We start from the raw sequence: 23,425 nt of genomic DNA on the forward strand, positions 1-23,425 counted from the left end.
TCAACCCAGCCCGCGCGCCGCCAGGAGCGCGCCGAGCAGCGCGTAGCCGGCGGTGGCCAGGGCGACCAGGGGCAGCGCCCGCCCGTAGCGGGAGGCCGGGCCGACGGCGTTCGCCCGCCGCCAGCAGACCGCCAGCGCCGCGCCCCAGCCGAGCACGGCCAGCCCGGCGACGAGCGCGCCGAGCGTCCCGCCGGCGGGCGGGCCGGTGAGCGCCAGCCGCACGGTCAGCACCATGATCACCGTGAGCGCCAGCGCCGTGCGCCGCCAGGCCAGCCGGGTCCGCTCGGGTTGCAGCCCGGGGTCGCGCGCCGGCCGGCCCGGCGGCGTCCGCTGCGCGCCGGCGCTCACCGTTCGCCGACCGCCCGGGCCAGCACCGCCGCCACCAGCAGCAGCGCGCCGAGGCCGACGGCGAGGGCGAGCACCGCCGGGAAGCGGGAGGCCGGCAGTTCCTCGCCGAGCCGGATCGCCCGCTCCGTACGCGCCCAGTGGTCGACCGCCCGGACCGCCACCGTTCCGCCGAGCAGCAGCAGCGCGACGGCGATCACCTCACGCAGGTGCGCCAGCGGCAGCGGCGGCAGGAACTGGGCGGCGGCGAGCCCACCCGCGACCAGCGCCAGCCCCGTACGCAGCCAGGCCAGGAAGGTCCGTTCGTTGGCCAGCGAGAACCGGTAGTCGGGGGTGCTGCCGACCGAGCGCAGTTCGCGCGGGTCGAACCATCGCCTGATCGCCTGCCACACGTGCCGATTATCCGCTTCCATCCGGTCGTAGCCTGGAGCAGTGACGGATCTTGACGTGACGACGCTGCGGAACGCGTACGACCACCAGTTGCGGGCGCGGGTGCCCGACCCGCTGCCGGCGGGGGTGACGGTGGACCGGGACGGTCCGCTGGTCCGCCTCCTCGGCCTCGATTACGGCGGCTTCCTCACCTACCGCGACCTCGACGGGCTGACCGGCGCGGCGCTGGACGCGCTGATCGCCCGGCAGGTGGAGTTCTTCCGGGCGCGCGGCGAGTCGGTGGAGTGGAAGTGGCACGGCCACGACGAGCCGGCGGACCTGCCGGAGCGGCTGCGGGCCGCCGGGTTCGTGCCGGAGGAGCCGGAGACCGTCGTGATCGGCCCGGTCGCGCCGCTCGCGGCCGCGCTCCCGGTGGTTCCCGAGGGCGTACGCCTGCGCGAGGTGACCGCCCGCGCGGACCTGGACCGGATCGTGGCGATGGAGGAGGCGGTCTGGAACGCCGACCGCAGCCACCTGGCCACCGGGCTGGAGAAGGAGATCGCGGCGGACCCGCAGTCGATCACGGTGGTGGTGGCCGAGGCGGGCGACGAGGTGGTGAGCGCGGGCTGGGTGCGCTACGTGCCGGGAACCGGCTTCGCCACCCTGTGGGGCGGCTCGACCCTCGCCCCGTGGCGCCGCCGGGGCATCTACCGGGCGCTGGTCACCTACCGGGCCCGGCTCGCCGCCCAGCGGGACCGGACGCTGCTCCAGGTGGACGCCTCCGACGAGAGCCGGCCGATCCTCCAGCGGCTCGGCCTCGTCCCGGTCACGACGACCACCCCGTACGTCTACACTCCGTGATCATGGAGCAGCGGTTGACGGCCGAGGAGCGGCTGACCCTCAAGACGGGCGCGTTCGGGGCGGTGTTCCTGGTGGCCAACGCCGACCCGGGGATGCTCGCCCTGTTCCGGGAGAGCTTCGCCGCCTCCGCCGCGATGGCCGACACGAGCGGGATCGTGAAGGAGGCGCTGACCACCGGGCCGCTGCCGAAGCTGCCCCGGGACTCGGCGCTGGAGATCGAGGCGGTGGTGCTGCCGGCGCTGGGCCGCTCCGTCGAGATCCTGCGCGAGAAGTCGCCGCAGGACGTGGCGGTCTACCGCGAGGTGGTGCTGTCGGCCGCCGAGCGGGTGGCCGGGGCGCACCGGGGGGTGGCTCCGGCCGAGGCGGCGGTCATCGAGCGGATCAGGGGCGCGCTGGCTCAGTCGGCGTGAGCCGGTCCGCCGGCGCGGCTGCGCGCCGGCCCGGCGACCAGAGCGCCCGGACGGTGGCGCGTACGCACCGGTCGCGGACCCGGCCGCAGGCGCAGCGGTACGCCTCGGGGCGCGCCCGGCGGCAGGGGCGCCGCGGCGCGTCGTGCGGCGTGGCGCTGGAAGATTCTGACATTTCGCGACACCTCCCGATTTGCCAGATTACCCGTCCGGCGGCCTGCCGTGAGCTGTGTCACCCTGAGGTCGCCGGAGGTCGATGCTACTGGCAGGTAACATTGCGCCGTGGGCAACTGCACAGCAGCCCGTGGTTGACCGATCGTTAAGTCACGCGGGAGGCTGCGCCCGTGACCGGGCGAGTGATCGCTACACCAAACAGGAGGGTCGTCGAAGCGCGATGAACATCGTCGTACTCGTCAAGCAGGTGCCCGATTCGGGCGCGGACCGCAACCTGCGCACTGACGACAACACCGTCGACCGCGGTTCGGCGAACAACGTCATCAACGAGATGGACGAGTACGCCATCGAAGAGGCGTTGAAGATCAAGGAGGCCCACGGCGGCGAGGTCACCGTCCTGACCATGGGTCCGGACCGGGCGACCGAGTCGATCCGCAAGGCGCTCTCCATGGGCCCCGACAAGGCCGTGCACGTCGTGGACGAGGCCCTGCACGGGTCCTGCGCCGTGGCCACCTCGAAGGTGCTCGCCGCCGCGCTCGGCCAGCTGAACGCCGACCTGGTGCTCTGCGGCGCCGAGTCGACCGACGGCCGGGTGCAGGTGATGCCGCACATGATCGCCGAGCGGCTGGGCGTCGCGGCGCTGACCGGCGCCCGCAAGCTCACCGTCGACGGCTCCACCCTGACCGTCGAGCGGCAGACCGAGGAGGGTTACGAGGTGGTCACCGCCGCCACCCCCGCCGTGGTCTCCGTCTGGGACACCATCAACGAGCCGCGCTACCCGTCCTTCAAGGGCATCATGGCCGCGAAGAAGAAGCCGGTGCAGACGCTCTCCCTGGGTGACCTCGGCGTCGCCCCGGCCGAGGTGGGCTTCGAGGGCGCGACCAGCGCCGTACTGGAGCACACCAAGCGCCCGCCGCGCTCCGGCGGCGCGAAGATCACCGACGAGGGCGACGGCGGCGTCAAGCTGGTCGAGTTCCTCGCCACCGAGAAGTTCGTGTGAGAGGTCTGGACATGTCTGAGGTTCTCGTCGTCGTCGAAGCCACCCGGGAATTCGGCGTCAAGAAGGTCACCCTGGAGATGCTCACCCTCGCCCGCGAACTGGGCACGGCGAGCGCGGTCGTGCTCGGCGGCCCCGGCGCCGCCGAGGCGCTGAGCGCCAAGCTGGGCGAGTACGGCGCGGAGAAGATCTACGCCGCCGAGGGTGACGACATCGACGGCTACCTGGTGGCCCCCAAGGCCACCGCCGTGGCCGAGCTGGTCAAGCGGGTGCAGCCCGCGGCCGTGCTGCTCGCCTCCTCCCAGGAGGGCAAGGAGATCGCCGCCCGCCTGGCCGTCAAGCTGGACAACGGCATCCTGACCGACGTGGTCGACCTGACCGCCGACGGCACCGCCACCCAGGTGGCCTTCGCCGGCTCGACCATCGTCAAGTCCAAGGTCACCCGCGGCCTGCCGCTGGTCACCGTCCGGCCGAACTCGGTCAACCCGACCCCGGCGGCCGCCACCCCGGCCGTCGAGCAGCTCACCGTGTCGGTCACCGACGCCGACAAGCTGGCCAGGGTCGTCGACCGGGTCGCCGAGCAGAAGGGCACCCGCCCCGAGCTCACCGAGGCCGGCGTCGTCGTCTCCGGCGGTCGCGGCGTCGGCAACGCCGACAACTTCAAGCTGGTCGAGGAGCTGGCCGACCTGCTCGGCGGCGCCGTCGGCGCGTCCCGCGCGGCCGTCGACTCCGGCTTCTACCCGCACCAGTTCCAGGTGGGCCAGACCGGCAAGACCGTCTCCCCGCAGCTCTACGTCGCGCTCGGCATCTCCGGTGCCATCCAGCACCGGGCCGGCATGCAGACCTCGAAGACCATCGTCGCGGTCAACAAGGACGGCGAGGCGCCGATCTTCGAGCTGGCCGACTTCGGCGTGGTGGGCGACCTGTTCAAGGTCGTCCCGCAGGCCGCGGAGGAGATCCGCAAGCGCAAGTGAGCTGACGCTCGCCCGCACCCGGGCCGGGAACCGCGCGGCGGTTCCCGGCCCGTCGCTGTCCGGCTCCGGCCGGGGAGGATCGGGACCGACGACGTCATCGGGTGCGGCCTGACCGCGGGTGGGGAGCTGATCGGCGGGCCGGGGAGCTGAGCCGGCCCGCCGATCAGCCCGTCAGAGGCCCTCGGCGCGCTCTCGCGAAAGCCGTGGGCTGTCGGACGCCTCGGCGGAAACGTCGACAACCGAGTATGCCTGATGGCCGACGTCCGGTGGCAACGGCAGCAGCTCGTCCGACCCGTCGCCGAGCACACCGACCGGGAACATCCGTGTGTCGCGCGGCTCGGTAGTACCCCGCGAGGTCCGGGAGATTCGTGACGTGCGGGTACGAGATCTCACCGCCCCGTGGGTTGGACGGCGTACTCCGGCGTCCATCCGGTCCGGGGCCGGTCGTTAGGCTGAGCCGTGATGGCATACCTGGATCACGCGGCGACGACTCCGATGCTCGACGAGGCGCTGGAGGCGTACGTCGCCACCGCCCGCGAGGTCGGCAACGCGTCCTCGCTGCACGCGTCGGGCCGCCGTGCCCGGCGGCGGGTGGAGGAGTCGCGGGAGCGGGTGGCCGCCGCGCTGGGCGCCCGCCCCTCCGAGGTCGTCTTCACCGGCGGCGGGACCGAGAGCGACAACCTCGCGGTCAAGGGCATCTTCTGGGCGCGGCGGGGAGCCGACACCCGGCGGGACCGGGTGGTCTCCAGCGCGGTCGAGCACCACGCGGTGCTCGACGCGGTGGACTGGCTGGTCGACCACGAGGGGGCCCGGGTGGGCTGGCTCTCGGTGGACGCCAGCGGCCGGCTCAGCCCCGACGAGCTGCGCGCCGAGCTGGCCGAGCACGGTGACCGGGTCGCGGTGGTGACCGCGATGTGGGCCAACAACGAGGTGGGCACCGTGCAGCCGGTCGCCGACCTGGCCGCGGTCGCCGCCGAGCACGGGGTGCCGTTCCACACCGACGCGATCCAGGCGGTCGGGCAGGTGCCGGTGGACTTCGCCGCCAGCGGGGTCGCCGCGCTGACCGTGACCGGGCACAAGCTCGGCGGGCCGACCGGGGTGGGCGCCCTCGTGCTCGCCCGCGACGTACCGGCCACCCCGCTGCTGCACGGCGGCGGCCAGGAGCGCGACGTGCGCTCCGGCACCCTCGACACCGCCGGCATCGTCGCCTTCGCCGTCGCCGTGGAGGCGGCGGTCAAGGGCCAGCAGGAGTACGCGGCCCGGATCGCCGCGCTCCGCGACGACCTGGTCGAGCGGGTCCGGCAGGCGGTGCCCGAGGTGGTCTTCAACGGCGACCCCACCGGCCGGCTGCCGGGCAACGCGCACTTCTCCTTCCCCGGCTGCGAGGGAGACGCCCTGCTGCTCCTGCTGGACGCCCAGGGCATCGCCTGCTCGACCGGCTCGGCCTGCTCCGCCGGGGTGGCCCAGCCGTCCCACGTGCTGCTGGCCATGGGCGCCGACGACGACCGCGCCCGCTCCTCGCTGCGCTTCACCCTCGGCCACACCAGCACGCCCGCCGACGTCGACGCCCTCATCGCCGCGCTCCCGGCCACCGTCGAACGCGCCCGCCGCGCCGCCGCCCTCCGCACCCCCCGCTGACCCCCCCACCCCACCCACCCCGCCGCGCTCGCGATCTTGCACTTTCGGCCCCTCGATCGCGGTGTCCGCCCCTTTTGCCGGGGCGACAACTGCAAGATCGCGCGGCGGGCGACGTCGGGGTCAGGGCGGGGAGGTCGGGCGGGGTGGGGGCGAGGATAGGCTCGGTGGGGTGAAGGGAGTGGGCCGGTGAGGGTGTTGGCGGCGATGTCCGGCGGGGTCGACTCGGCGGTCGCGGCGGCGCGGGCGGTGGAGGCGGGGCACGACGTGACCGGCGTGCACCTGGCGCTGGCGCGCAACCCGCAGACGTACCGCACCGGCGCGCGCGGCTGCTGCACGCTGGAGGACTCCCGCGACGCCCGGCGGGCCGCCGACGTCATCGGCATCCCGTTCTACGTCTGGGACATGGCCGACCGCTTCCACTCCGACGTGGTGGACGACTTCGTCGCCGAGTACGCGGCGGGCCGTACGCCGAACCCCTGCCTGCGCTGCAACGAGAAGATCAAGTTTGCCGCGGTGCTGGACCGGGCCGTGGCCCTGGGCTTCGACGCCGTGGTCACCGGCCACCACGCCCGGCTCGGGGCGGACGGGCTGCTGCGCCGCAGCGTCGACGTGGCCAAGGACCAGTCGTACGTCCTCGCGGTGCTCACCCGCGAGCAGCTCGACCGGTCGGTCTTCCCGCTCGGCGACTCGACGAAGGCGCAGGTCCGCGAGGAGGCCGCCCGGCGGGGGCTGGCGGTGGCCGACAAGCCCGACTCGCACGACATCTGCTTCATCGCCGACGGCGACACCCGTGGCTTCCTCGCGCAGCGGCTCGGCGAGGCGCCGGGCGACGTGGTGGACGCGAGCACCGGCGCCGTGGTGGGCAGCCACACCGGCGCGTACGCGTACACCGTCGGGCAGCGGCGCGGCCTGCACCTGGACCGGCCGGCGCCGGACGGCCGCCCCCGGTACGTGCTCTCCATCACGCCGAAGACCAACACGGTGACGGTCGGCCCGGCGGAGGCCCTCGAGGTATCCCGGGTGCGCGCCGAGCGTCCGGTGTGGACGGGCGGGCCACGCCCGGACGCCCCGCTGGAGTGCGAGGTGCAGTTGCGGGCGCACGGCGACGTGGTGCCGGCGACGGTCGAGCTGAGCGCCGACGGCCTCCGCGCCGAGCTGCGCTGTCCGGTGCGCGGGGTCGCCGCCGGCCAGGCGATCGTCGCCTACCGGCCGGACCCGGCCGGCGACGTCGTGCTCGGCTCCGCCACCATCGCCGGCTGACCGGTCCGGCGGCCGGATAGTCTTCGGCCGTGACAGATCAGGCGTGGCCCTGGCCGGCCGGCGCGGCGACCGGCATCGGTTCCCTCCCCGGCACCGACATCGCCGAGGCACAGCGAATCGTCCTCGGCGAGCTTCCCGCGCTGCCGCACCTGCCGGAGCTGCCGGCCCGGGGCCCCGGCGCCGACCTGGTCGGCCGGACCGCCGGCCTGCTGGTCGAGCTGCCGGTCGAGCTGTACGCCGCCCGCTGGCGGATCGCGCCCCGCCCGGGGCGGGACCTGCGCCGCGCCCGCGACCTGATGGAACGCGACCTCGACCAGCTCGCCGAGCAGGCCGAGGAGTACGCGGGACCGGTCAAGATCCAGGCGGGTGGCCCGTTCACCCTGGCCGCGTCCCTGGAGTTGCCGATCGGGGGCCGGATGCTGCGGGATCCCGGCGCGGTCCGGGACCTCACGGGTTCGCTCGCGGAGGGGTTGCGCGCGCACGTCGCGGCGGTCGTTCGCCGGCTGCCGCACGCCACCGTGCTGCTCCAACTCGACGAGCCGTCGCTGCCGGCCGTGCTCGCCGGGCGGGTGCCCACCGAGAGCGGGTTCGGCGTGTACCGGGCCGTGGAGCCGGGCGTCGCCGGGTCGCTGCTGCGCACGGTCGTCGAGGCGGCCGGCGTGCCGGTCCTGGTGCACTGCTGCGCGCCGGACGTGCCGCTGGAGCTGATCCGCGCCGCGGGCGCCGTCGGCGTGGCCCTCGACCTCGACCTCGTGACCGACCTGGACCCGCTGGGCGAGGCCGTCGACGCCGGGCTCGGGCTGCTGGCCGGCGCCGCGCCGACCCGGCCGCCGGCCGCCGGTCGCGCGCCCACCTCGGCGCAGGTCGCCGACCGGGTACGCCAGCTCTGGGACCGCCTTGGCTTCCCGCGCCGGCGGCTCGCCGAGCAGGTCGTGGTCACCCCGGCGTGCGGCCTCGCCAACGCGACCCCGCAGTACGCCCGCGCGGTGCTCGCCGCCTGCCGGGACGCGGGGCGGCGGCTCGCCGAGGACTGAGGTTTCCCGTCGTACGGGCGGGGCACGATGGTCGGCATGATTGGAAAGCTGCGCACAGTGGTCGTCGACTGTCCCGACCCGCGGGCTCTGGCCGACTTCTACTCCGAGCTGCTGGGCCTGCCGCTGGACGCCGACGCCAGCGACGACGGTTGGGTGGTGATCTCCGGCTCCGGGCACCGGCTCGCCTTCCAGAAGGCACCCGACCTGCGCCCGCCGGCGTGGCCCGACCCGGAGCGCCCCCAGCAGTTCCACCTCGATGTCGAGGTGGACGACGTGGAGGCGGCCGAGAAGCGGGTGCTGGCGCTCGGCGCCCGGCGGCTGCCGGGGGAGGGCGACGACTTCCGGGTCTACGCCGACCCCGCCGGTCACCCGTTCTGCCTGATCTTCTTCGACTGAGTCGCCCGCCGGCCGGATCCCGTCCGTCCGCCGGTACGGGCTCGGCGGGCCGCGGCGGTGGTGCGGATTGCGGTCGGGCGGCATGATCGCGGGAATGATCGACACCTCGCTCCGGCGGGCCGCCGGCTCGCTCTTCGGCCTCGCCTACGGTGACGCGCTGGGCAAACCGACCGAGTTCCTGACCGTCGCCGAGATCGTCCGCCGCTACGGCCCGGCCGGCCCGCGCGAGCTCGCCGGCCACCCGGCACTGGTGACCGACGACACCCAGATGGCGCTGGCCGTCGGCTGGGCGCTGCACGACGCCCCGGCGCTGACGCCCGAGGCGGTCGAGCCGCTGCTGCGGCAGCGCTTCCTCGACTGGGCGGCCAGCCCGGAGAACAACCGGGCGCCGGGCATGACCTGCCTGCGCGCCTGTGCCGAACTCGGGCGGGGTGTGCGCTGGCAGGAGGCGACGGTCGCCGGCTCGAAGGGCTGCGGGGCGAACATGCGGGTCACCCCGGTCGGCCTGCTCGACGTCGACGTGGACACCCTCGCCGGGCTGTCCCAGCTCCAGGCGGGGCTGACCCACGGGCATCCGACCGGTCTGGCGGCCAGCGAGCTGACCGCGTACGCCGTGTGGCTGCTGCGCGCCGGCGCGGCGCCGGCGGACCTGCCCCGCCTGCTCGCCGACCGGGCCCGCGACCAGCGGCGCGTCTACCGCGCCGACTGGCTCGGCGACCTCTGGCAGCGCCCCGGCGTGGAGACGCCGGAGGACTTCATCGCCCGCGGCTGGGACGAGTGCCTGGCGGTCCTCGGCCGCCTCGCCGCCGCGCTCGCCGACCCCGACGACGGCGGCGACCCGTGCCGGCACACCGGCGAGGGCTGGATCGCCGAGGAGGCGCTGGCCACCGCGCTGTTCTGCGCGATCCGGCACGCCGACGACCCGGTCGCCGCGCTGGCCCGGGGCGCCACCACCGCCGGCGACTCCGACTCGATCGCCGCGCTGGCCGGCGCCTTCGTCGGCGCGGCCCTGGGCATGCCGGCCTGGCCCGACGCCTGGTCCGCCCGCATCGAGTACGCCGACCAGCTCCACGCCCTCGCCCGCGCCTGGGACTGACCTGCCCCGCCGTCCGCCGGGCCGTGCGAGGGCCGGCCGGACGGAGCGTCCCGTCGGGCCGTGCGAGAGCCGGCCGGCGCGTGGTCAGGCGCCGGGGAGGTGGGGCAGGCGGCGGATGCGGCGCCACAGGGCGGGGTCGCAGGCACCGGCGCGGCGGGTGAAGCCGGTCAGCGGAACGTGGGCGGGCTCGGCCAGGTCGACGAAGCTGTCGTGGTCGGCGCCGGGGTCCCACTCCCGGGTCGGGATGCGGACGTGGTCGTCCCGGCCGCTCTTGTCCTGGCTGGTGATCTTCAGGACGTCGGCGCCCCGGGCGTCGGCGCGCAGCACCAGGCAGGGCCGCACCTTCGAGCCGGTGCCGTCGGCGTACGGGACGTCGGCCCACCAGATCTCGCCCGGGCGCGGCGCGCCGGCGGGCGCCCGTTCGGTGGTACGCGGCCGGGGTGGCGCGGTCGACCGGCCCGGCCCGCCCGGCGAGGCGGTGCCGCGGCCGGGCCGGGTGCACGGGCGTTCCCGTCGGCGCACCCGGGCGTCGTCACGTGCACCGCGCCGCCACTCGCTCCACGCCCAGCCGGCCGCCACGGCCAGCGCGACCGCCGCCGCCCAGAGCAGCCATTCCGGCATCCGTACCCCCGCCTCGACAGTCGGCGCGGCGCGGACGCCGCAGGTGGCGGGCCACCCGGCGCAGCCCGCAGTCCGGCGATCCTCGCACGTCGGCGGCCCTGCCGCCGCCCAGGCGTGGCGGGTGGCCGGCGGATTGTCCCACCGGACCGATACGGTGCCGGGGTAGCGGAATCACGGGAGGTCGCAGGGTGTCCGAGGAAGCCATCCACCAGCAGGTCACTCCGGCACAGGAGGCGGCCGCGGGTGCCGAGCCGACCCTGGAGGCGCGGGAGCAGCACGCCACCCTGAGCCAGGAGCTGACGGATCACCAGTACCGCTACTACGTGCTGGACGCGCCGACCATCTCCGACGCCGAGTTCGACCGGCAGTTGCGGGAGCTGGCGGCCCTGGAGGAGCGGTTCCCCGCGCTGCGCACGCCCGAGTCGCCGACGCAGCGGGTCGGCGGCACCTTCTCCACGGACTTCACCCCGGTGGCCCATGCCGAGCGGATGCTCTCGCTCGACAACGCCTTCGCCGACGAGGAGCTGGCGGCCTGGGCCGAGCGGGTCGAGCGCGACGCGGGCGGGCCGGTGCCCTACCTCTGCGAGCTGAAGGTCGACGGGCTCGCCATCAACCTCACCTACGAGCGCGGGCGGCTGGTCCGCGCGGCGACCCGGGGCGACGGCCGCACCGGCGAGGACGTCACCGCCAACGTGCGCAGCATCCGCGACGTGCCGGGCCAGCTCTCCGCGTCGGCGGAGTTCCCCGACATGCCGGAGTTCATCGAGGTCCGCGGCGAGATCTACTTCCCGGTGGCCGCCTTCGCCGACCTCAACGCGGGGCTGGTCGAGCAGGGCAAGGCCCCGTTCGCCAATCCGCGCAACGCGGCCGCCGGCAGCCTGCGCCAGAAGGATCCGCGGATCACCGCGTCCCGTCCGCTGCGCCTGGTGGTGCACGGCATCGGCGCCCGCCGCGGCTTCCAGCCGGTGACGCAGTCCGAGTCGTACGCGGCCCTGAAGGCGTGGGGGCTGCCGACCAGCGACCGCTGGCGGGTGGTGCCCGACCTGGCCGGCGTCGCGGAATTCATCGCCCACTACGCCGAGCACCGGCACGACGTCGAGCACGAGATCGACGGCGTGGTGGTCAAGGTCGACCCGGTCTCGATCCAGGGCCGGCTCGGTTCGACCAGCCGGGCGCCGCGCTGGGCGATCGCCTTCAAGTACCCGCCGGAGGAGGTGACCACGAAACTGCTCGACATCGACGTCGAGGTCGGGCGCACCGGCCGGGTCACGCCCCGGGCCGTGCTCCAGCCCGTCAAGGTGGCCGGCTCCACCGTCGCGTACGCCACCCTGCACAACGCGCGGGAGGTCGAGCGCAAGGGCGTCCTGATCGGCGACACCGTGGTGCTGCGCAAGGCCGGCGACGTGATCCCCGAGGTGCTCGGCCCGGTGGTCGACCTGCGCCCCGCCGACGCCCGGCCGTTCGTCATGCCCACCACCTGCCCGGCCTGCGGCTCGCCACTGGCGCCGGCCAAGGAGGGCGACGTCGACATCCGCTGCCCCAACTCCCGCACCTGCCCCGGTCAGCTGCGGGAGCGGGTCTTCCACCTGGCCAGCCGCAAGGTGTTCGACATCGAGGCGCTCGGCCACAAGAGCGCGGCGGCGCTGCTCGACGCACACATCATCACCGACGAGGGCGACCTGTTCTCCCTCGACGCCGAGCAGCTCGCGAAGTCGCCCTTCTTCGTCAACAAGGACGGCAGCCTCGGCAGCAACGCGGTCAAGCTGCTCGACAACCTGGCCGTGGCCAAGGAACGCGACCTGTGGCGGGTGCTGGTGGGGTTGTCCATCCGGCACGTCGGGCCCACCGCCGCGCGGGCGCTCGCCCGGCACTTCCGCTCCGTCGAGGCGATCGACCGGGCCGGCGAGGAGGAGCTCTCCTCGGTCGACGGCGTGGGGCCGACGATCGCGGCGAGCATCCGGGAGTGGTTCGCCGTCGACTGGCACCGCGAGGTGGTCCGCAAGTGGGCCGGGGCCGGCGTGCGGATGGCCGAGGACGTGGTCGAGGAGGGGCCGCGCCCGCTGGAGGGGCTCAGCGTCGTGGTGACCGGCACGCTGGCCGGGTTCAGCCGCGACCAGGCTGCGGAGGCGATCCAGAGCCGGGGCGGCAAGGTCAGCGGGTCGGTCTCCAAGAAGACCGCCTTCGTGGTCGTGGGCGACAACCCGGGCTCCAAGGCGGACAAGGCGGCCAGCCTCAAGGTGCCCGTCCTCGACGAGGCGGGCTTCCAGGTGCTGCTGGACGAGGGCCCGGACGCGGCCCGGGGGGTCGCCCGCACCGAGGAGTGACGGCGGGCCGGGCGTGTGGAAGCCGCCCGGGCGGGCGCGTGGGGAAGCCGCTCGGGCGCGCGGGCGGACAATCCGTGGTGTCGTCGGCGGGCGTCGTCCCGGGCGGCTTGCGGGGGACTGGCCCGGATACCAACTTAATTACGACTACGACCGATTCGCGACTGTCGTGTCGGGCATTGCGCCACCGAGGGCGTTTCATTGACGGCACGGCGTGTCAGTGGGTCACGCCTCGTGGACCGAGCCCCCGGGAGGTGCGATGGAGGCCGCCGACCTGCGAAACTCCGTTCCGCCCGGCCGGGGACGCCCGTTCTTCGTCTTCGTCTGGGCGGTCGTCGCGCTGGCCGTGCTGCTCTGCGTACGCCCGCTGCTCGCCCTCCCGGAGGAGCTGCCGGAGCTGCCGGCGGCGTTTTGGCTGATGGCGGCCCTCGCCATCGGCTGCGACGCGCGTCCGTTCGTCCCGCCCGGGCGCCGGCAGACCTCGGCGGTCTTCCCGTCCACCTGCTTCACCTTCGCGATCCTGCTCGGCTGGGGATTCGGCCCGGCGGTCGCCGTGCAGGCGGTGGCCGTCGTCGTCTCCGGCTGGCGGATGGGGCACGCCCCCTGGCGGACGGCCTTCAACGCGGGCCAGTACGCCTGCGCGCTGGCCGCCGCGTACGCGGTCACCTGGCTCGGGCCCGGCGGCATCTTCGACGGCGGCCCGCTGCGCTGGACGGACGTGGCCGCCGTGGGCGGCGCGACGGTGGCCTGGTTCGCCGTCAACTACGCGTTGGTGAGCGCCGCCGTCCGGCTGCGCTTCGGCGACCGCTGGTGGCCCAGCCTGCGACAGGGGCTGGGCTTCGAGCTGCTCTCCACCGGCTCGTTGCTGCTGCTCGCCCTGGTGCTGGTCGCCGCGGCCCGGGCCAGCGCGGCGCTGATCCCGCTGGTGCTGGTGCCGCTGTTCGCCGTCTACCGGATGGCCCGGCTCAGCGTGGAGCAGCAGCAACTGGCCTCACTGGACCCGCTCACCGGCCTGCCCAACCGCAAGGCGCTGTTGGCCGAGGTCGGCGAGCAGGTGCACCTGCACGCCGAACGGGCGACCCGCGGCGAGCCCGGCGCCCACCTGGCGCTGCTCCTGATCGACCTGGACCGGTTCAAGAACGTCAACGACGCCCTCGGGCACGCGGTGGGTGACCGGCTGCTGGTCGAGGTGAGCGCCCGGCTGACCGGCGTGGCCGGGGAGGACATGGTGGCCCGGCTGGGCGGGGACGAGTTCGCCATCGTGATGACCGGGCTGGCCGACGTCGGCGAGGCCCGGGACCTCGCCGACCGGGTGGTCCGCGCGCTGGCCGAGCCGGTGCCCCTGGACGGGCTGCCGCTCGACGTGGGCGGCTCCATCGGCATCGCGCTCTTCCCGGAACATGGCGAGGACTTCGCGACCCTGATGCGCCACGCCGACGTGGCGATGTACGACGCCAAGCACCGCAACGACACCGTGGCGGTCTACGCGGCCGAGTCGGACCACAACTCCGCCGAGCGGCTGGGCCTCCTCGCGGACCTGCGCCGGGTGCTGGAGTCCGGCCGCCCGGCCGGCGCGCCGCCGGCGACGCGGGCCGGGCTCCCGCTTGAGGACGCCGCGCGGACCGGGCTCCCGCTTGAGGATGCCGCGCGGACCGGGCTCCCGCTTGAGGATGCCGCGCGGACCGGGCTCCCGCTTGAGGATGCCGCGCGGACCGGGCTCCCGCCTGAGGATGCCGCGCGGACCGGGCTCCCGCCTGAGGATGCCGCGCGGACCGGGCTCCCGCCTGAGGATGCCGCGCGGGCCGGGCTCACGGCGGGGGAGGCCGCGCCGGCCGGCCCACCGGCGGGGGAAGGCGCGCGGGCCGGGCTGCCGGGCGACGGCGACGGGCCGCACGGGTCGGCCGACCGGACCGTGGCCGGTGGGGTCCTGGCCGAGGGGGGCGGTGGCCTCGCCGGCGTCAACGGTGCCGCCGCGACGGCACCGGCCACCCCGGCGATGGGCGCGCGGGGCGGGGACGGCGCGGAACTTCCGGCCGACGCGGCGGGTCTGCGCCCCGACGCCGGATCCGGCCGCTGGCGGTTGCGCCGCCGCCGGCAGCGGACCGAGCCGCCGCCCACCGACGAGTTGATCAACCGGATCGTCACCGCCGCCGACCCGATCCGCCGCCGGGCGGCGGCATCGCCCGAGACCGGCCCGGACCGGGGCGACGGTCCCGGCCGCCGCGAGCGCGCCGGTCGGCCCGGCGACGAGACCGGCGTCGGCGTACGCCGGCAGGGCACGACCGGCGACGGCGGCCGGCGCGGCGACCGCGACCCGGCGGCCCGGCGGGGCGGCCGGCAGGACGCGGCCCGGCGGCGGGGCGCGGACCCCGGGCCGGCTCGGGAGCGGGACGCGGAGGCGGACCCGGCCGCCGACGCGGGCGAGATCACCATGTACTACCAGCCGCAGGTCGCGATCGCGACCGGCGAGGTGGTCGGCGTGGAGGCGCTGCTGCGCTGGCGGCACCCCCGCCGGGGGATGGTCGACCCGGAGGAGCTGATCCGGGTCGCCGAGCAGAGCGCGGTGATGCGGCTGCTGACCCGGCGGGTGGTGGACGACGTGGTGGAGCAGCTCGCCAAGTGGTCGGCCGCCGGGATCGCCGTGCCGGCGGCGCTCAACGTCAGCGTCCGGGACCTGCACACCGGCGAGATCGCCGACCAGATCGCCGACCGGCTCGCCCGGTACGGCGTGCCGCCGCAGCGGCTGCAACTGGAGATCACCGAGGGGGCGCTGATGGCCGACCCCCGCCGGGTGCTGGCCACCATCTCCCGCCTGCACCGGATCGGGGTGGGCATCGCGCTGGACGACTTCGGCACCGGGTACTCGTCGTTGCAGCACCTGCGTCGGCTGCCGCTGTCCGAGGTGAAGGTGGACCGCTCGTTCGTGCTGGGGATGGCCGAGGACGCCGACGACGCGGCGATCGTGCGGTCGACGATCGAGCTGGCCAAGGCGCTCGGGCTGCGGGTGGTCGCCGAGGGCGTGGAGGACGAGCGCACCTGGCGCATGCTGCACGCCGCCGGCTGCGACGCCGCGCAGGGCTGGTTCTACGCCCGGCCGATGCCGGCCGAGGAACTCGTCGCCTGGCTGGCCCGCTACCGCCCGGTCCGCCCGGCCCCCAACCCCGACGCGGAGATCCCCCGCCGGCACGCCCGCTGAGCCCACCGCCCGCCGAGCCCGTCGCCGAGCCGCTCGGGAGGTGGGAGGGCGCGGAGGGCGGCCGGCGGGCTGCCTCCCACGGGGCGGCGGCCCGGCGCGCCGCGCCCAAAGGGGGAGTCGGGGACGCGCCGCCGGGACGGAACAATAGACTCGCTCCGGTCACCGCGCGTCACGCACAATCGCCGCGCGGCCGGCACCGGCCCGACCGGCAACACCGTCACGAAGGGGGCACCGATGGCCGCCATCTCCCGCGAGGAGGTCGCGCACCTGGCGCGACTGTCGCGGCTCGCCGTCACGGAGGAGGAGCTGGACACCTTCGCCGGCCAGCTCGACGTGATCCTCCAGGCGGTCGCGCAGGTCGGCGAGGTCACCGCGGCGGACATCCCGCCGACCTCGCACTCGGTGCCGCTGACCAACGTCCTGCGGGACGACGTCGTGGTGCCCGGGCTGACCCCGGAGGAGGCGCTGTCGGGCGCGCCCGACGCCGAGGAGCAGCGGTTCCGCGTACCGCGGATCCTGGACGAGGATGTGGCGTCATGAGCGAGCGGATCACCAGGCCCGGTGTGTCCGGCGCGCAGGACGCCGGTGAGCGAAGCGAGGCGGCGGCATGAGTGACCTGACCAGACTGACCGCGACGGAGATCGCGGGGCTCGTCGCCGCCGGCGAGACCTCCGCCGTCGAGGTCACGCAGGCGCACCTGGACCGGATCGCCGCCGTGGACGACCGGGTGCACGCGTTCCTGCACGTCGACAGCGAGGGCGCGCTCGCCGCCGCCCGCGAGGTGGACGCCCGCCGCGCCGGCGGCGAGGAGCTGGGCCCGCTGGCCGGCGTGCCGGTCGCGGTGAAGGACGTGCTGACCACCAAGGGCGTGCCGACCACCGTCGGGTCGAAGATCCTGGAGGGCTGGCGCCCGCCGTACGACTCGACGATCGTGCAGCGGCTGCGCGCCGCCGGCACGGTGATGCTCGGCAAGACCAACATGGACGAGTTCGCCATGGGCTCCTCCACGGAGTACTCGGCGTACGGTCCGACGCACAACCCGTGGGACCTGAGCCGCATCCCGGGCGGCTCCGGCGGCGGCAGCGCCGCGGCCCTCGCGGCGTACGAGGCGCCGCTGGCGATCGGCTCCGACACCGGCGGCTCGATCCGCCAGCCCGGCGCGGTCACCGGCACCGTCGGCGCGAAGCCGACCTACGGCGGCACCTCCCGCTACGGCCTGGTGGCGTTCTCCTCCTCGCTGGACACCCCCGGCCCGTGCGCCCGTACCGTGCTGGACGCCGCGCTGCTGCACGAGGTGATCGGCGGGCACGACCCGCGCGACTCCACCTCCATCCCGCAGCCGGTGCCGGACGTGGTGGCCGCCGCGAGGCGGGGCGCGACCGGTGACCTGACCGGCGTGAAGCTCGGCATCGTCACCCAGTTCACCGGCGAGGGCGCCGAGCCCGGCGTGTTGGCCGCGTTCCGCGAGTCGGTCGACGCGCTGACCAAGCTGGGCGCCGAGATCGTCGAGGTGTCCTGCCCGAACTTCCGGTACGCGCTGCCGGCGTACTACCTGATCGCCCCGAGCGAGTGCTCCTCCAACCTGGCCCGGTTCGACGGCGTCCGGTTCGGCCTGCGGGTCGGCGACGACGGCAACCGGTCGCTGGAGGAGGTCATGTCGCTGACCCGGGAGGCCGGCTTCGGCCCCGAGGTCAAGCGCCGCATCATGATCGGCACGTACGCGCTCTCGTCGGGCTACTACGACGCCTACTACGGGCAGGCGCAGAAGGTCCGGACCCTGATCACCCGGGACTTCACGGCCGCGTTCGAGCAGGTCGACGCGCTGATCTCGCCGACCACCCCGTTCGTGGCGTTCCCGATCGGGGCGCGCACCTCCGACCCGTACCAGATGTACCTGGCCGACCTGTTCACCATCCCGACCAACCTGTACGGCGGGCCGGGCATCTCGGTGCCGTGCGGGCTCTCCGACGGGCTGCCGGTCGGCTTCCAGATCATGGCCCCGACCATGGCCGACGACCGGATGTACCGGGTCGCCGCGGCGCTGGAGAGCGCGGTCGGCACGTTCACCCCACCGGCACTGTGAGGCAGGAGCTCAGATGACGACGACACTGCCCGCGTACGACGAGGTCGTCGCGCGCTACGAACCGGTGATCGGCCTGGAGACCCACGTCGAGCTGGGCACGAACACCAAGATGTTCTGCGGCTGCCCGACCGACTTCGGCGGCGCGCCGAACACCCGGGTCTGCCCGGTCTGCCTGGGTCTTCCCGGCTCGCTGCCGGTGGCCAACAGGGCCGCCATCGAGGCGACGATCCGGATCGGCCTGGCGCTCAACTGCTCGATCGCCGAGTGGTGCCGGTTCGCCCGGAAGAACTACTTCTACCCGGACATGCCGAAGGACTTCCAGATCAGCCAGTACGACGAGCCGCTGTGCTTCGAGGGCTACCTGGACGTCGAGGTGAACGGCGAGCTGGTGCGGATCGGCATCGAGCGGGTGCACCTGGAGGAGGACACCGGCAAGACGCTGCACGTCGGCGGCACGACCGGGCGCATCCACGGCGCCACCGAGTCGCTGGTCGACTACAACCGGGCCGGCATCCCGCTGGTGGAGATCGTCACCAAGCCGGTCCCCGGCACCGGCGCGTTGGCCCCCGAGGTGGCCCGCGCGTACGTCACCGAGCTGCGCGACGTGATCCGCTCGCTGGGCGTCTCCGACGTGCGGATGGAGGAGGGGTCGCTGCGCTGCGACGTCAACACCTCCCTCAACCTGCCGGGCGAGGAGTGGGGCACCCGGACGGAGACCAAGAACGTCAACTCGCTGCGGTCGGTCGAGCGGGCGGTCCGGTCGGAGATCATCCGGCAGGCGTCCGTGCTCGACGCGGGCGGCCGGATCACCCAGGAGACCCGGCACTTCCACGAGGACACCGGCGACACCACGCCCGGCCGGTCCAAGGAGACGGCGACCGACTACCGCTACTTCCCGGAGCCCGACCTGGTGCCGCTCGCACCGGACACCGCCTGGGTCGCCGAGCTGAAGGCCGCCCTTCCCGAGCTGCCCCGGCTGCACCGCCGCCGGCTCCAGGAGCAGTGGGGCCTGTCGGACGCGGACATGCAGTCCGTGCTCAACGCCGGCGCGGTCGAGCTGATCGAGCAGACCGTGGCCGCCGGCGCGTCCCCGGCCGCAGCCCGCAAGTGGTGGCTGGGCGAGCTGTCCCGGCGGGCCAACGAGACCGGCGTGGAGCTGGCCGACGTCGGGGCCACCCCGGCGCAGGTCGCCGAGCTGCAGGGCCTGGTCGACGCCGGCAAGCTCAACGACAAGCTGGCCCGCAGCGTCCTGGAGGGCGTGGTGGCCGGCGAGGGCTCGCCGACCGAGATCATGACCAACCGGGGCCTGGAGGTCGTCTCCGACACCGGCGCGCTCACCGCCGCCGTGGACGAGGCGATCGCGGCCAACCCGGACATCGCCGAGAAGGTGCGCAGCGGCAAGGTCGCCGCGGCCGGCGCACTGGTCGGCGCGGTCATGAAGACCACCCGCGGCCAGGCCGACGCCAAGACCGTCCGCGAGCTGATCCTCTCCCGCCTCGGCGCCTGACCTGCACGACAGGGCACCTTCCTGACGCCTCCCGGCCAGGAAGGCTCCTGCCCCGCACCTCCCGAGCCGCCGCGCACGCCCGTCGTGCGCGGCGGCCCCGTACCCGCGTAACCCCGCCCGCCCCCGACCGGCCGTCAACGGTGACGCGCCGGACCCCTGGAGCCGAACGTGAACCGAACCGACCTCGACGTCCTCGACGAGATCCAGCAGCGGGTGCTCTGGCTCGCCACCCGGATCGTCGACGCGGCCAACCACGACCGCGACACCGGCGACGGGGTGAAGGTCGGCGGGCACCAGGCGTCCAGCGCCTCGCTGGTCACCGCGATGACGGCGCTGTGGTTCGCGCACCTGGACGCCGAGGACCGGGTGGCGGTCAAGCCGCACGCCTCGCCGGTGTTCCACGCCATCCAGTACCTGCTGGGCAACCTGGACCGGTCGTACCTGACGACGCTGCGGGCCCGGGGCGGGCTCCAGTCGTACCCGTCGCGCACCAAGGACCCGGACGAGGTGGACTTCTCCACCGGCTCCGTCGGGCTCGGCGCGGCGGCGCCGCTCTTCGCCGCAGCGACGCGGCGCTACGTCGACGCGCACTTCGGCGCCCGCCCGCACTCCCGGTTCGTCGCGCTGATCGGCGACGCCGAGCTGGACGAGGGGAACATCTGGGAGGCGGTCGCCGACCCGGCCACCACGGGCCTGGGCAACGTGATGTGGCTGGTCGACTTCAACCGGCAGTCGCTCGACCGGGTGGTGCCCGGGGTGCGGATCAACCAGTGGCGGGGCCAGTTCGAGGCCGCCGGCTGGCACGTGGTCGAGGTCAAGTACGGCCGCCGGCTCGCCGAGGCGTACGCCCGGCCGGGCGGGGAGCGGCTGCGCGACTGGATCGACGCGATGCCGAACGAGCAGTACCAGTCCCTGTTCGGGCTCGCCGGGCCGGCGCTGCGCAAGCAGTTCCTCGACGGCGCGCCCGACGGGATCGAGGCGTTCATCGCCGACATCGGCGACGACGAGCTGGGGCCGCTGGTCACCGACCTGGGCGGGCACGACATGGCGGCGATGCTCGACGCGTACGCCCAGTGCGACGCCGTCACCGACCGGCCCAGCGTGGTGTTCGCGTACACGGTGAAGGGGTGGGGGTTGCCGATCGCCGGCAACCCGCGCAACCACTCGGCGCTGCTCACCACGGAGCAGGTCGACGCGCTGCGCGCCGCGCACGGCCTGACGCCGGGGACCGAATGGGACCGCCTCGACCCGGCGTCCCCGGCCGGCATCCGGGCCGGCGAGCGCCGCGAGGCGCTGTCCCGCGCGCCCCGCGAGCGGGCGCTGGGGGTCACCGTCCCGGAGGGCACGCGGGTACGCGCCAACAAGCCCATCTCGACGCAGGAGGTCTTCGGCCGGGTGCTGGTCGAGTTGGCCCGCAACCCCGAGGTCGGCCGCTACCTGGTCACCACCGCGCCGGACGTGGCCACCTCCACGAACCTCGCCGGGTTCATCAACAAGACCGGTGTCTTCGCGCCCACCGAGCAGCGTTCCTGGACCGAGGACCGGATGCTGCGCTGGACGGAGAGCCCCGCCGGCCAGCACATCGAGCTGGGCATCTCGGAGATGAACCTGTTCCTGCTGCTCGGCCAGCTCGGCCTGGCCTGGGACCTGTCGGCCCAGCCGCTGCTGCCGGTCGGCACGGTCTACGACCCGTTCGTGCTGCGCGGGCTCGACGCGTTCCTCTACGGCACCTACTCCGGTTCCCGGTTCGTGGTCGCCGGCACCCCGTCGGGCATCACCCTCGCCCCCGAGGGCGGGGCGCACCAGTCGACCATCACCGCGTCGGTCGGCCTGGAGCTGCCGGGGGTGACGTTCCTCGAACCCGCGTACGCGGCCACGCTGGACTGGCTGCTCTGCGACGCGTTGGGCCAGATCGCCGGCGGGTCGACCCCGTCGGCGACGGCCGCGCCGGCCGAGGACGGGGCGTACTACTTCCGGCTCAGCACCCGCCCGATCGACCAGGCGCCGTTCGAGGCGGCCCGGGCCCGGCTCGGCGACGCGGTGCTCCGCCGGCAGGCGGTCGCCGGGGCGTACCGGCTGGTGGACGCCCACCAGGCGTACCCGCACCTGGCCGACGCGCCGGTCGTGCAGCTCGCCGCCTCCGGCGCGGTGCTGCCGGAGGTGCTCGTCGCGGCGGCGGAGCTGGCCGAGGAGGGCATCGCCGCGCACGTCGTCGACGTCACCTCGCTGGACCGCCTCTACCGGGCCTGGCAGCGCACCCTGCGCCAGGGCGTCCGTACGGCGACCGTGCCGAGCGTGCCCGGCGCGCTGCGTTCGGCGTTCGCCGACCGGGTGCCGGTGGTGACCGTGCACGACGCCGCCTCGCACGCGATGGCGTGGCTCGGCTCGGCGGTCGGCGCCCCGGCGGTGCCGCTCGGGGTGGACGAGTTCGGCCAGTCCGGCAGCGTCCACGAGCTGTACGAGCTGCACGACCTGCTGCCCGGCAGCATCGTCAACGCCGCCCTCGCCGCCCTGTCCCTGCGCTGAACCGGCCCGGGTCGGGTGTCGCGCGGACGGTCGTCCGGCACCCGGCCCGGCGGGTCAGCGGGTCGGGGTGGGGGTGACGGGGGCCGGGACGCCCGCCTTAGGCTTCTCCACGATGTGCCGCTCCAGGTTCACCTGCGCCTGGCCGGTGCCGCCCACGGTGATGTCGTCGTACGCCTGGAGCAGCTTGTCCTTGTCGAAGTAGAGGACGCTCATCGTCAGCGGGGTGGGCTTCTCGCCCTCCAGACCGCGCAGCCCGGCACCGCCCGTGGAGCCCTGCACCAGCAGTTGGGTCGGCATCTGCCCGGGCACCTCCGGCAGCTTCGACACCTGCCGGCTGTGGGTGTGCCCGGCGAGCACCAGCGGGCAGGTGCCCGACAACGGACCGGCCGAGGCCGGGTCGTGCACCAGCGCGATGTTCACCGGCTGCGGCGAGCTGCGCACCGTGGCGGCGAGCTGGTCGCCGGCGCCGATCACCTGGTCGGCGACCTGCTTGGTGAGGCCGCTGCCCGCCGGTGAGGTGTTCTTGTCGGGCGTGAATCGCGGGTCGCCGATGCCGGCGATGGTCAGCCCGGCGACCGTGGTGGTGGTGTTGTTGAGCACGACCGCGTTCGGCTGGCGGGCCACCGCCGCCGCCGTCCGGCCCGAGTCGTGGTTGCCGCGGATGAAGACGTACGGCTTCTTGAGCAGGCCGATCGAGCCGACGAACGAGGCCTCCGGCTCGCTGCCCCAGTCGGTCATGTCTCCGGTGTCGATCACCACGTCGATGCCGAACTGCTCCACGACGGTGCGGATGAGCTGCCAGCCGGTCGGATTGAGGTGCATGTCGGAGACGTGCAGCACCCGGGTCGTGCCGGGCGCCGGCTCGTAGACCGGCAGCGACGACACGGTGGTGTAGAGCTGGCTGACGTTGCCGACGATGTGCTGGAGCTGCTCGGCGTAGCGGGTGTAGTCGTTGGCGATCCGCCGGGCGTCGCCGACGATCGCGGGGGCGTTGACCAGCAGCCCCTCGTAGCGTGGCTCCTCGATGGCCTGCGGCCGGAGGGTCGCCGCGGCGGTGCCGAGGCCGCCGGCGGTGATCACCAGCGCCAGCCCGCCGGCCCAGGCCGCCCGGCGGGCGTCGCGGAAGACCAGCAGGGCCAGCAGCAGGGTCACCAGCACGGCCGACGCGAGCGTACGCAGCCCGAGCCGCATCACCCCCTCGCGGACGTCGTCGACGGCGGTCTGGCTCGCCCGGTTGATGCTGGCCGGGTCGTCGATCAGCGCCTGGACGCGGCTCTGGTCCAGCGCGCCCAGCTCGACCGTCAGGTGCGTCGGCCCGTCGTGGCTGTCGAGCAGCAACGCGCCCAGCGGCGGGATGTCGACGGTGGTGCTGCCGCTGACGGCCGGGGCCACCGTGAGGTCCGCCTGGAACGGGCCGATGTCGGTGCTCACCCGGCCGCCGGCGAGCACGCCGACGACCACCCCGACCAGGGTGACGACCAGGACCGCCAGCGTCACCCCGGCCGTACGGAGCGCGCGCCGGCCGGCCCGGTCGCGGTCGCCCCGGCGGGCACCACCGGTCACCGGGGCGTCCTCGTCCCGGTGCTCGTGCTGCTCGTTCTCCTGCCCGTCCATGTTGAG

19 protein-coding genes are annotated in these 23,425 nt (G+C 74.7%); 15 read left to right on the plus strand and 4 right to left on the minus strand.

Translation table 11 applies throughout. The features are described 5' to 3' along the window. Positions 1 to 348 carry a DUF202 domain-containing protein gene (locus ABT006_RS09590; RefSeq protein ID WP_350704685.1) on the minus strand — a complete coding sequence of 116 codons (348 nt, stop codon included), beginning with the start codon at positions 346 to 348 and terminating at the stop codon, positions 1 to 3. Continuing rightward, complete coding sequence (locus ABT006_RS09595) at positions 345 to 758, minus strand: YidH family protein (protein WP_502890893.1); 414 nt, start codon at positions 756 to 758, stop codon at positions 345 to 347. Before ABT006_RS09595 ends, ABT006_RS09590 begins: the two co-directional genes overlap by 4 nt. 19 nt (positions 759 to 777) lie before the next feature. Between ABT006_RS09595 and ABT006_RS09600 the strand changes: the two genes are divergently transcribed. From ABT006_RS09600 to ABT006_RS09640, 9 genes are all read left to right on the plus strand, one after another. Then, complete coding sequence (locus tag ABT006_RS09600) at positions 778 to 1,575, plus strand: GNAT family N-acetyltransferase (protein WP_350704687.1); 798 nt, start codon at positions 778 to 780, stop codon at positions 1,573 to 1,575. A 2-nt stretch (positions 1,576 to 1,577) separates the two neighbouring features. Further along, positions 1,578 to 1,985 carry a hypothetical protein gene (locus tag ABT006_RS09605; protein ID WP_350704689.1) on the plus strand — a complete coding sequence of 136 codons (408 nt, stop codon included), beginning with the start codon at positions 1,578 to 1,580 and terminating at the stop codon, positions 1,983 to 1,985. Positions 1,986 to 2,376: 391 nt separating this feature from the next. Then, positions 2,377 to 3,156, plus strand: a complete 780-nt coding sequence (locus ABT006_RS09610) for an electron transfer flavoprotein subunit beta/FixA family protein (RefSeq protein WP_350704691.1) — start codon at positions 2,377 to 2,379, stop codon at positions 3,154 to 3,156. An 11-nt stretch (positions 3,157 to 3,167) separates the two neighbouring features. Continuing rightward, positions 3,168 to 4,127, plus strand: coding sequence for an electron transfer flavoprotein subunit alpha/FixB family protein (locus tag ABT006_RS09615; RefSeq protein WP_350704693.1), 960 nt, complete (start codon positions 3,168 to 3,170; stop codon positions 4,125 to 4,127). A gap of 462 nt (positions 4,128 to 4,589) precedes the next feature. Next, on the plus strand, positions 4,590 to 5,765 hold the full coding sequence (locus ABT006_RS09620; protein ID WP_350704695.1) for a cysteine desulfurase family protein: 1,176 nt from the start codon (positions 4,590 to 4,592) through the stop codon (positions 5,763 to 5,765). A gap of 186 nt (positions 5,766 to 5,951) precedes the next feature. Beyond that, entirely contained in the window at positions 5,952 to 7,025 is a 1,074-nt protein-coding gene (mnmA, locus tag ABT006_RS09625) for a tRNA 2-thiouridine(34) synthase MnmA (protein WP_350704697.1), read from the plus strand. A 29-nt stretch (positions 7,026 to 7,054) separates the two neighbouring features. Further along, positions 7,055 to 8,059 carry a methionine synthase gene (locus tag ABT006_RS09630; RefSeq protein WP_350704699.1) on the plus strand — a complete coding sequence of 335 codons (1,005 nt, stop codon included), beginning with the start codon at positions 7,055 to 7,057 and terminating at the stop codon, positions 8,057 to 8,059. Between the two features lie 36 nt (positions 8,060 to 8,095). Then, the gene (locus ABT006_RS09635; RefSeq protein ID WP_350704701.1) at positions 8,096 to 8,455 is read left to right on the plus strand and encodes a VOC family protein; all 360 of its coding nucleotides are present in this window, start codon (positions 8,096 to 8,098) and stop codon (positions 8,453 to 8,455) included. 94 nt (positions 8,456 to 8,549) lie between these two features. Beyond that, positions 8,550 to 9,551: an ADP-ribosylglycohydrolase family protein gene (locus ABT006_RS09640; protein ID WP_350704703.1), complete on the plus strand. Its 1,002-nt coding sequence runs from the start codon at positions 8,550 to 8,552 to the stop codon at positions 9,549 to 9,551. A gap of 84 nt (positions 9,552 to 9,635) precedes the next feature. On the opposite strand, the gene ABT006_RS09645 is transcribed toward ABT006_RS09640, so the two are convergent. Further along, positions 9,636 to 10,172 (minus strand): type II toxin-antitoxin system PemK/MazF family toxin, encoded by a 537-nt coding sequence (locus ABT006_RS09645; RefSeq protein ID WP_350704705.1) that lies wholly within the window; start codon positions 10,170 to 10,172, stop codon positions 9,636 to 9,638. A gap of 188 nt (positions 10,173 to 10,360) precedes the next feature. Here ABT006_RS09645 and ligA point away from each other — a divergent pair, with 188 nt between their 5' ends. The 6 genes from ligA to ABT006_RS09675 all read left to right on the plus strand — a co-directional run bounded on the left by ligA (position 10,361) and on the right by ABT006_RS09675 (position 21,805). Further along, positions 10,361 to 12,496: an NAD-dependent DNA ligase LigA gene (gene ligA / locus ABT006_RS09650; RefSeq protein ID WP_350704707.1), complete on the plus strand. Its 2,136-nt coding sequence runs from the start codon at positions 10,361 to 10,363 to the stop codon at positions 12,494 to 12,496. 256 nt (positions 12,497 to 12,752) lie between these two features. After that, positions 12,753 to 15,689, plus strand: a complete 2,937-nt coding sequence (locus ABT006_RS09655; RefSeq protein WP_350704709.1) for an EAL domain-containing protein — start codon at positions 12,753 to 12,755, stop codon at positions 15,687 to 15,689. 234 nt (positions 15,690 to 15,923) lie between these two features. Then, the gene (gene gatC, locus ABT006_RS09660) at positions 15,924 to 16,229 is read left to right on the plus strand and encodes an Asp-tRNA(Asn)/Glu-tRNA(Gln) amidotransferase subunit GatC (protein WP_350685712.1); all 306 of its coding nucleotides are present in this window, start codon (positions 15,924 to 15,926) and stop codon (positions 16,227 to 16,229) included. A 67-nt stretch (positions 16,230 to 16,296) separates the two neighbouring features. Beyond that, a complete protein-coding gene (gene gatA, locus ABT006_RS09665; RefSeq protein ID WP_350704711.1) occupies positions 16,297 to 17,772 on the plus strand; it encodes an Asp-tRNA(Asn)/Glu-tRNA(Gln) amidotransferase subunit GatA in 1,476 nt (491 codons plus the stop codon). Positions 17,773 to 17,785: 13 nt separating this feature from the next. Then, the gene (gene gatB / locus ABT006_RS09670) at positions 17,786 to 19,279 is read left to right on the plus strand and encodes an Asp-tRNA(Asn)/Glu-tRNA(Gln) amidotransferase subunit GatB (RefSeq protein WP_350704713.1); all 1,494 of its coding nucleotides are present in this window, start codon (positions 17,786 to 17,788) and stop codon (positions 19,277 to 19,279) included. A 168-nt stretch (positions 19,280 to 19,447) separates the two neighbouring features. Further along, positions 19,448 to 21,805, plus strand: a complete 2,358-nt coding sequence (locus ABT006_RS09675; protein WP_350704715.1) for a thiamine pyrophosphate-binding protein — start codon at positions 19,448 to 19,450, stop codon at positions 21,803 to 21,805. Between the two features lie 54 nt (positions 21,806 to 21,859). On the opposite strand, the gene ABT006_RS09680 is transcribed toward ABT006_RS09675, so the two are convergent. Further along, on the minus strand, positions 21,860 to 23,419 hold the full coding sequence (locus ABT006_RS09680) for a metallophosphoesterase (protein WP_350704716.1): 1,560 nt from the start codon (positions 23,417 to 23,419) through the stop codon (positions 21,860 to 21,862). Positions 23,420 to 23,425 lie beyond the last annotated feature (6 nt).

It is taken from the genome of Micromonospora sp. NPDC002717, from assembly GCF_040295705.1.
In the GTDB taxonomy this organism is placed as follows: domain Bacteria; phylum Actinomycetota; class Actinomycetes; order Mycobacteriales; family Micromonosporaceae; genus Micromonospora.

Bases quoted from the DNA above. Each gene is read 5' to 3' on its own strand.
- ABT006_RS09595 (WP_502890893.1), bottom strand. From the start codon at position 758: ATGGAAGCGGATAATCGGCACGTGTGGCAGGCGATCAGGCGATGGTTC.
- ABT006_RS09605 (WP_350704689.1), top strand. From the start codon at position 1,578: ATGGAGCAGCGGTTGACGGCCGAGGAGCGGCTGACCCTCAAGACGGGC.
- ABT006_RS09610 (WP_350704691.1), top strand. From the start codon at position 2,377: ATGAACATCGTCGTACTCGTCAAGCAGGTGCCCGATTCGGGCGCGGAC.
- ABT006_RS09615 (WP_350704693.1), top strand. From the start codon at position 3,168: ATGTCTGAGGTTCTCGTCGTCGTCGAAGCCACCCGGGAATTCGGCGTC.
- ABT006_RS09620 (WP_350704695.1), top strand. From the start codon at position 4,590: ATGGCATACCTGGATCACGCGGCGACGACTCCGATGCTCGACGAGGCG.
- ABT006_RS09635 (WP_350704701.1), top strand. From the start codon at position 8,096: ATGATTGGAAAGCTGCGCACAGTGGTCGTCGACTGTCCCGACCCGCGG.
- ABT006_RS09640 (WP_350704703.1), top strand. From the start codon at position 8,550: ATGATCGACACCTCGCTCCGGCGGGCCGCCGGCTCGCTCTTCGGCCTC.
- ABT006_RS09645 (WP_350704705.1), bottom strand. From the start codon at position 10,172: ATGCCGGAATGGCTGCTCTGGGCGGCGGCGGTCGCGCTGGCCGTGGCG.
- ABT006_RS09655 (WP_350704709.1), top strand. From the start codon at position 12,753: ATGGAGGCCGCCGACCTGCGAAACTCCGTTCCGCCCGGCCGGGGACGC.
- gatC (WP_350685712.1), top strand. From the start codon at position 15,924: ATGGCCGCCATCTCCCGCGAGGAGGTCGCGCACCTGGCGCGACTGTCG.
- gatA (WP_350704711.1), top strand. From the start codon at position 16,297: ATGAGTGACCTGACCAGACTGACCGCGACGGAGATCGCGGGGCTCGTC.
- gatB (WP_350704713.1), top strand. From the start codon at position 17,786: ATGACGACGACACTGCCCGCGTACGACGAGGTCGTCGCGCGCTACGAA.
- ABT006_RS09680 (WP_350704716.1), bottom strand. From the start codon at position 23,419: ATGGACGGGCAGGAGAACGAGCAGCACGAGCACCGGGACGAGGACGCC.